The sequence below is a fragment of the Priestia sp. P5_B4 genome, assembly GCF_056400385.1.
In genome coordinates this window covers 1-6,467 of record NZ_JBFULJ010000163.1, presented here as the reverse complement: position 1 = coordinate 6,467, position 6,467 = coordinate 1, and the positions used below count along the sequence as shown (strand labels likewise).

The following is a 6,467-nucleotide window of genomic DNA, read 5'->3' as shown; positions in this document are numbered from 1 at the left end:
GTTTCATAGTTCATGCAGCTATCTCTCCTATGTTCATTTCTTTACGGATTCTAGCGTTTCTAAATCATATCGGCCGATTTCTTTGTTGTTTCTCGTGATGACGAGTTTTCCATGCCTCGCCACCTTTTGGAGTTTTTTTAATTTCTGACCGGACGGAGCCATAGGCATTTCTTTGTTTTTAACAGTCGCGCCCAGATCGTAGTGCACATCGACTTTTCCTTTTTTCATATAATTAAACTCTTCAATTCCTATACCTGTACCGAACTGCTCATGCCCTTCATCAAATACATTAACACCTACTGTATTGATAGATGCTTTCTTTAAATCTTCATTCGGTATAATTTTAGCTTCTATTTCGTCTTTATCATTTTGATAGAATTTACGCTCGCCTTGCTGCTTCATTTTAAACTCGTAATACAGCGCTTTTGGTTTTACGTCGACCATTTTTCCTTTGCTATCTTCTATACCAATTCCTCCAATTAAAGCAGGGTCATCTGTTATCTTGACTTTCACTTTTTGAATGCTATAGCCGCTCTCTTCTTTACTAGCAGAGTTTGAGCACGCTACCAATGACATTGCCAAAAAAGCACTCAATGTGCCCACCATAAATTTCTTCACTTCACCACCCCTCAAGGATTAATATACCATAAAAGGAATTTAAATGGATGTTTATCGGTCGATTTTGTAAATAAGTACAGAGTGAGCAACCTATTGACTTAAGTTTCCTTATCAACTCTATAGAAACATAAAAAAACTCTCTCCATAAGGAAAGAGCTACTCTATCACAAAGTCCGCTTCTGCTTTTACCACTCCGTTTACAATAACAGAAAGCGTATGCGTACCGGTGTAATGTTTTCTTGTACTTAAATCTTTAAACGCATGCTTTTTTGCGACTGTCAGCGTTTGGCCTGCTTTTGCTTGAACATTTTTTAGCATAAACACTTTTTGACTGCGGTTTCCTTTTGCTTTTACGTAATGAATTCCATACTCTATGCGAAGGGGCATGTTTTTTTTCACCGATAATCGGAAAGAAAAGTCAATGCTATCACCGATTGTAATAGTATGCGGATGTACGCTAAGTTCTGTGACAGTCACGCCCGGATCATCTCCATAGCCAAAAAGAGACAGAGCTTCAGGATCTCCTTTTTTCAGCAGTGAACGGCACGCATGTTTAACGATCCAGTCGGTTTTAACGTCTTTTCCGTACCAGCTTTTCACCACATCAAGCATCCAGTCTTTTTCTATGTAAGAAATATCATTTAAATGATTGGCTACGCTTTTTCGGACATAGAGCGATTCATCGCATTTTAACTGCTCTAAAATCGGCAGCGTTTGTTTCGGATCTTGCTTTAACGCAGGTACTGATTGTCCCCACGGAAGTCTAGGCCGGCTTCCTTCGCTTGCTAATCTGCGAATATGATGATTTTCATCTCCTGCCCATTCAATCATTTGCTGGAGCATTCGATTTTTATCTTGAATTAAAAACGGACGCACCGCAAATTCTGATGTGGAAAACGGCGTAAAAAAAGCGAGTGCTTTTATTGAAGCTTTCCAATGGTTCAATCCGTACAGTTCAACGTAATCTGGAAAAATCGTGCCTTGAAGTCCTCCTACCGTTGGAGCCACTTTATAAAGGATATGAAGTGCTTCTTCATAATCCCCCGGCAGCACTTCATGCATGGAAAGCGTAATTCTTCTCATGCGCTCTTTCAGCCCTAAGTCTTCCCAGTCCTGTTGAAAAACCAGCTCATGAAATACTTGTTTATCAAATGAACTCATTTCACGTGAAAAAGCGTCGCTCAAGTGCGTAATCAACTCTTCATTAAATACGCTTTTACGTAACTCTTCAGCCATACTTATCCCTCTTTTCCAGGCAGTATTTTATTTTCTTTTGAATAAAGCGCCCGCTCGTACATGCCTTTTTTAAAAATTTGCATAAACAGCTGCTTATTTTTAACTTCTTTAAATCCGTACTGACTGTACAAACCGTGAGCATCTTTTGTTGCCAATAAAATTTTTCGTACGTGTTGAATCGGCTGATAGCCAATCATTTCTTGTACCAGCGCTTTTCCAAGCCCGTTGCCCCGTGCGTGCGGAAGAATAAACACATCCGCCAAATAAGCAAACGTGGCAAAATCAGAAATAATCCGTCCGAATCCTACTTGTTTATCGCACTCATCATACACGCCAAAACAAACGGAGTGTTCAATGGACGTTTGAACAAGGTGAAGCGGAATTCCTTTTGCCCAATATGACTCATAATGAAGGTACGAGTAGATGACATTTATATCAAGCTTTTCTTTATTCGTATGTATGGTAAACTGATGATTTTCTTTCATGCTGCATCCTCCTTGCTTCTCTATCATAGCACAAATGTTCGCAACAGAAAAAAGCCTTTTCGGTAAAAGGCTTTTTTGCTTAGTATGATATTTTTTTAGAAACAGAAGCATTTTTTCTATAGCGTCTTGCCACTATGTAAATAAGCGGACTGCCAATAATCGTCGGCAAAAACCAATAAGAAAGTGCCGGAAGCTTGTTTAACAGCGGAATACTGTCTCCAACATTTACAAGCAGTGCGGTAACCGCTCCGATATAAGACCCCAGCATACCGCGAATATGGTGCTGAAGCCAGTTCTTCCATGAATGTGAAAAAGACCGCTTTGATTGTATTCAGCGCCATTACGTTAAACGGTATTAACCTTATGATTACAATGATTGTGAATATAGGTGTGCTGGGCGTTACCTTAACATCGAGGTCTGCTTTTCCGCTTTTAAGCACGGTTTAAAGCATTCAATTCGCAGGTTTTTTAGAACGGCTTGATGTGTTTTTTATGCTGGCTTTAATCACTGGCGGCTTCTTTAAAATCGGTCTGTTTTTCTATGCCACTGTGCTGGGGCTTTCCCACGTGTTTAAGCTTAAAAACCCGTCACCGCTTGTATTTCCAATCGCCTTAGTCGTTTTGTTTTATTCATTGTCTATTGCTCAAAACTATTTCGAACACGTATATGAAGGGTTAAAAATCATTCCGTTCACTTTACATCTTCCGTTTCAAATTGTCATTCCTGCTCTTTTACTCGTGATCGCATTTTTAAGAAATCGAAAAAAAGTACAGTCCGCCCCTGTGAAAATACMGCAGAAAATTCGTAGTATGTCCATTTCTCTATTGGATTTAACCTCCTAAAATTATACAATATAGTCAAGAAGCCAAAAGGAGAACCAATATGATTGGATTAATTCTTTCTATTTTAATATTTAACATTCTTGCTTTTAAAACAAACAAGCGCTTCACAGCAAATCAAATTGTTCACATTTGGATGTTCACCATTGCTGCTCAGCATATCTTTGACGTCTTCATTAATTTCAAATTTCACGGCTACTGGTATTTTACACAAGAGACAGACTGGCAAGGTATTTTTGCCTATACTGTTCTCATTCCGCCTGTGAACATGCTTTTTCTTACCTACTATCCTTTTGCCGGAAAGCTCACAAAAAAAGCCGCCTATATTTTACTTTGGTCGGTTGCTGTTTTACTTTATGAAGTAGTGGCCCTTCTCCCTGCTCCTTGGGGTTATTTTCACTACGGATGGTGGACATGGTGGTATTCGCTCCTGCTAAATCCGCTGTTGTTTTGGATGGTGGTGCAGTATTACCGGTGGGTGTGTAAAATTGAAAAAAGAGCGATCACTTAAAAATAGAATAGCCTTTGGATCAGCACATCATCATTTTCAGGACCTGCAATAAAATGAGTGTCTGCTTCTCCGCTGGCTATTCTTTTTTATTTAAAAACGTCTTTAGACAAGGAAACTTGCTTTTCTTTTTCTTTTCCAACTAACGACACAAGGAATCCTGCTATTCCGGCTATACATAGAACCACTAATAGACCAGTAGTGCCTACTAACAAGCTCACCGCAGCTGACGCTAACATTCCTCCAATATAGCGAAAAGTAGAATAAATGCCCGATGCAGTGCCTGATTGCTMTTTTTTGACGGATTGAATATTCATAGCCTGCATAGATGAAACACCGATCCCTGCTCCCACTCCTCCTACTAATAAAGATACAATGGTATAAGAAATGGAGGCATTTGCTAAGTGGAAATAAAGCATCGCCGCAAGCAGTGAAATAAGAAATGATAGCCGTATCGGATGTTCTTTCCCTACCTTTTCTGCTAACAATCCTCCCAGCCAAGAAGAAATAGACATGGCTAATGAAAAAAAGAAAAGAAGCAAACCAATTAAACGAATATCATACTGCTTCTCTAGCAAAAGCGGAACAAACAAAATGGTACTATACATCATAAAATTACTGCATAGAATGGAAAGATTTGAAGAAAAAAAAGGACGAACCTTAAAAAGCTTAAAATCAATCAGCGGCTCTTGGACTTTGCGTTCTTGCACAATGAAAAGAACGATAGACGCTATACATATAAAAATAGTCCAAGCATTAAACAAATCACGGTGCGTCAGCATTAGCGTAAAGCTCGTCATGCTTACTCCAAGTAAAAAAGCGCCCCCTATATCCAGCATTTTTGCTTTTTGTTTTACGTTAGACGGCACGTATATAAATGAACAAATCAACGATAGAACAGCAAAAGGAACGTTAAACCAAAAAATCGACGTCCACCCAAGATACTTAATTAAAAAGGCACCTAATACAGGACCTACAGCTGCTCCCAGCCCCATTGATAAGCCAAATAACCCAAGTGTTCTTCCAAGCTTTTCTTTTGGCAAACTGTGTCTCATAATGGCTGTTGCGTTAGGCGTAGCTAGTGCGCCTCCTAATGCTTGCAGCGTTCGAAAAACGGTGAGCGAAAGTAAGTTATATGAAAACACACAGGCGGCAGATCCCACTAAAAAAATAATCATTCCAGCTACGAACATCGTTTTATTTCCATATAAATCGCCAAGTTTCCCCGCGATGGGCTGAGCAACTGCCATCACAATTAAGTAGATAGTTACCACTACTGATACATGTACGATGGAAAGATGAAGCGCTTTGGCAATAGACGGTAAGCCTACTGCAATCATAGTGGAATTAACGGGAATTAAAAAAGTTCCCGTTAAAATAGAAAAGATAATCAAAGACGGCTTACTGCTGTTCAATCGTCACCACTCCGTTAGTTCCGTCTACGGTAACAACATCTCCGTCTTTTAGTAGATCCACGGCTACTTTTGTGCCAAGAACCGCTGGAAGTTTATATTCACGAGCCACTGTTCCTGCATGAGATAAAATCCCTCCTGCATTGGTTACAATTGCGCCTGCAAGCGAAAATAACGTGGTCCAAGCCGGTGCTGTTGTTTCACACACAAGAACCTCTCCTTGTTTAAGTTTAGAAAATTGACTTGGATCTGAAATGATTTTTACTACTCCCGTATAAACGCCTCTTGAAGCGGCACTTCCTTTAAAGATTTTTTGCGTTTCATCTACTTCTGGAGGCCCCATTTTCCCGAATATACGCTCTAATAAAGGATCTTCTCCTGTTTGAGGAGGCGTGCCATAAGCAGGCGGCGTTTTTTTATGACGATTTTCTTCAAACTCCTGCTTTCTATTGACGATCAGTTCATGAGATGCCACGGGCGTTTTTAATACTTCCAGCAATTCATCGTAATAAAAATAAAAGATATCTTGAGGCTGATGAATCACTTGGTGATCAGCTAAAAGAGTTCCTACATTCAGCAAAAACAGTCTTGCTGTAGCAGGCAGCATCGCATCGATATAAAAATGATGATCTTCATCCAACCCCCACGCGTCTAGGGCCCATCCATAAAACAGCTTAAACTGCTCTTTTTCTTGGCACTCTGGCATTTTTGCAAGTACATCATGATAGCTTTCTTCTCTTTTTTTTACGACATCTTCATAATTTTTCTTGAAGTCGTAATCTTTACGCACATAGCCAGCAATAATCGATAGCGCATGTAAAGGATTCTCTACCCACGTCTCATCAATAAACTCGTGCGAATTTGCAGAACGATAGCCATACTCATCCAAAAAGTTTTGCAGATTCTTTAAAAATTCTCTGCCTTCAGCTGTGCCTAATAGATTTGCTTCTATGTCTTCTGACTTCTGGTCCGTAAAAGCTTGTTTTAACGGGCCAGAACGCTTTACCTTGTCAGTTAGTTCCCAAAGTGCTTGATCCGTTTCAAGTGACTTGTTCATTACGCCTTCCAGCAGATCATATACGTAAGCGGTATTCTCATCTCCCGTCAAGGCTCCATATAGCTCTTCTAAAATCATTCCTAAATCACTTCTTGGCATGACAATTTCAAAGTGAAGCTGCCAAGCTTTTTTATAAAAATCATGCAGTTCTTTTACTTTTTCTTCTGCTTCTTTTAAAGATAAGGGACGTTCTGCATTTCTTTTGGCTTCCGTATAAAAAGGTAAAAACACCTCATTAACGTACTCGTATAATCTAGGTTTAAGTCGAGGTAACAACGGCTTCACTGCTTCTTGGTGCTCCTTTAAGCGAT

At 39.7% G+C, this 6,467-nt stretch carries 6 protein-coding genes and 2 pseudogenes; 2 read left to right on the top strand and 6 right to left on the bottom strand.

All coding sequences use genetic code 11. The features are described 5' to 3' along the window. Positions 1-33: 33 nt before the first annotated feature. The 4 genes and pseudogenes from AC1DRF_RS13915 to AC1DRF_RS13900 all read right to left on the bottom strand — a co-directional run. The gene (locus AC1DRF_RS13915) at positions 34-618 is read right to left on the bottom strand and encodes a hypothetical protein (protein WP_477740955.1); all 585 of its coding nucleotides are present in this window, start codon (positions 616-618) and stop codon (positions 34-36) included. A gap of 156 nt (positions 619-774) precedes the next feature. Next, entirely contained in the window at positions 775-1,854 is a 1,080-nt protein-coding gene (locus AC1DRF_RS13910; RefSeq protein WP_477740954.1) for a DNA alkylation repair protein, read from the bottom strand. A gap of 2 nt (positions 1,855-1,856) precedes the next feature. Next, positions 1,857-2,339, bottom strand: a complete 483-nt coding sequence (locus tag AC1DRF_RS13905; RefSeq protein ID WP_477740953.1) for a GNAT family N-acetyltransferase — start codon at positions 2,337-2,339, stop codon at positions 1,857-1,859. A gap of 79 nt (positions 2,340-2,418) precedes the next feature. Beyond that, positions 2,419-2,640 (bottom strand): annotated as a pseudogene (locus AC1DRF_RS13900) (DUF2306 domain-containing protein); the annotation flags it as partial. Here AC1DRF_RS13900 and AC1DRF_RS13895 point away from each other — a divergent pair. Together AC1DRF_RS13895 and AC1DRF_RS13890 are read left to right on the top strand one after the other, a co-directional pair. Continuing rightward, positions 2,640-3,182 (top strand): annotated as a pseudogene (locus AC1DRF_RS13895) (GerAB/ArcD/ProY family transporter). The pseudogenes AC1DRF_RS13900 and AC1DRF_RS13895 overlap by 1 nt on opposite strands. A gap of 40 nt (positions 3,183-3,222) precedes the next feature. Beyond that, complete coding sequence (locus tag AC1DRF_RS13890; protein WP_221840965.1) at positions 3,223-3,690, top strand: hypothetical protein; 468 nt, start codon at positions 3,223-3,225, stop codon at positions 3,688-3,690. Between the two features lie 86 nt (positions 3,691-3,776). On the opposite strand, the gene AC1DRF_RS13885 is transcribed toward AC1DRF_RS13890, so the two are convergent. Together AC1DRF_RS13885 and AC1DRF_RS13880 are read right to left on the bottom strand one after the other, a co-directional pair. Next, the gene (locus tag AC1DRF_RS13885) at positions 3,777-5,102 is read right to left on the bottom strand and encodes an MFS transporter (protein WP_477740952.1); all 1,326 of its coding nucleotides are present in this window, start codon (positions 5,100-5,102) and stop codon (positions 3,777-3,779) included. Then, on the bottom strand, positions 5,089-6,467 hold a 1,379-nt coding region (locus AC1DRF_RS13880; protein ID WP_477740951.1), incomplete at its 5' end, for a PEP-utilizing enzyme. The genes AC1DRF_RS13880 and AC1DRF_RS13885, both read right to left, overlap by 14 nt.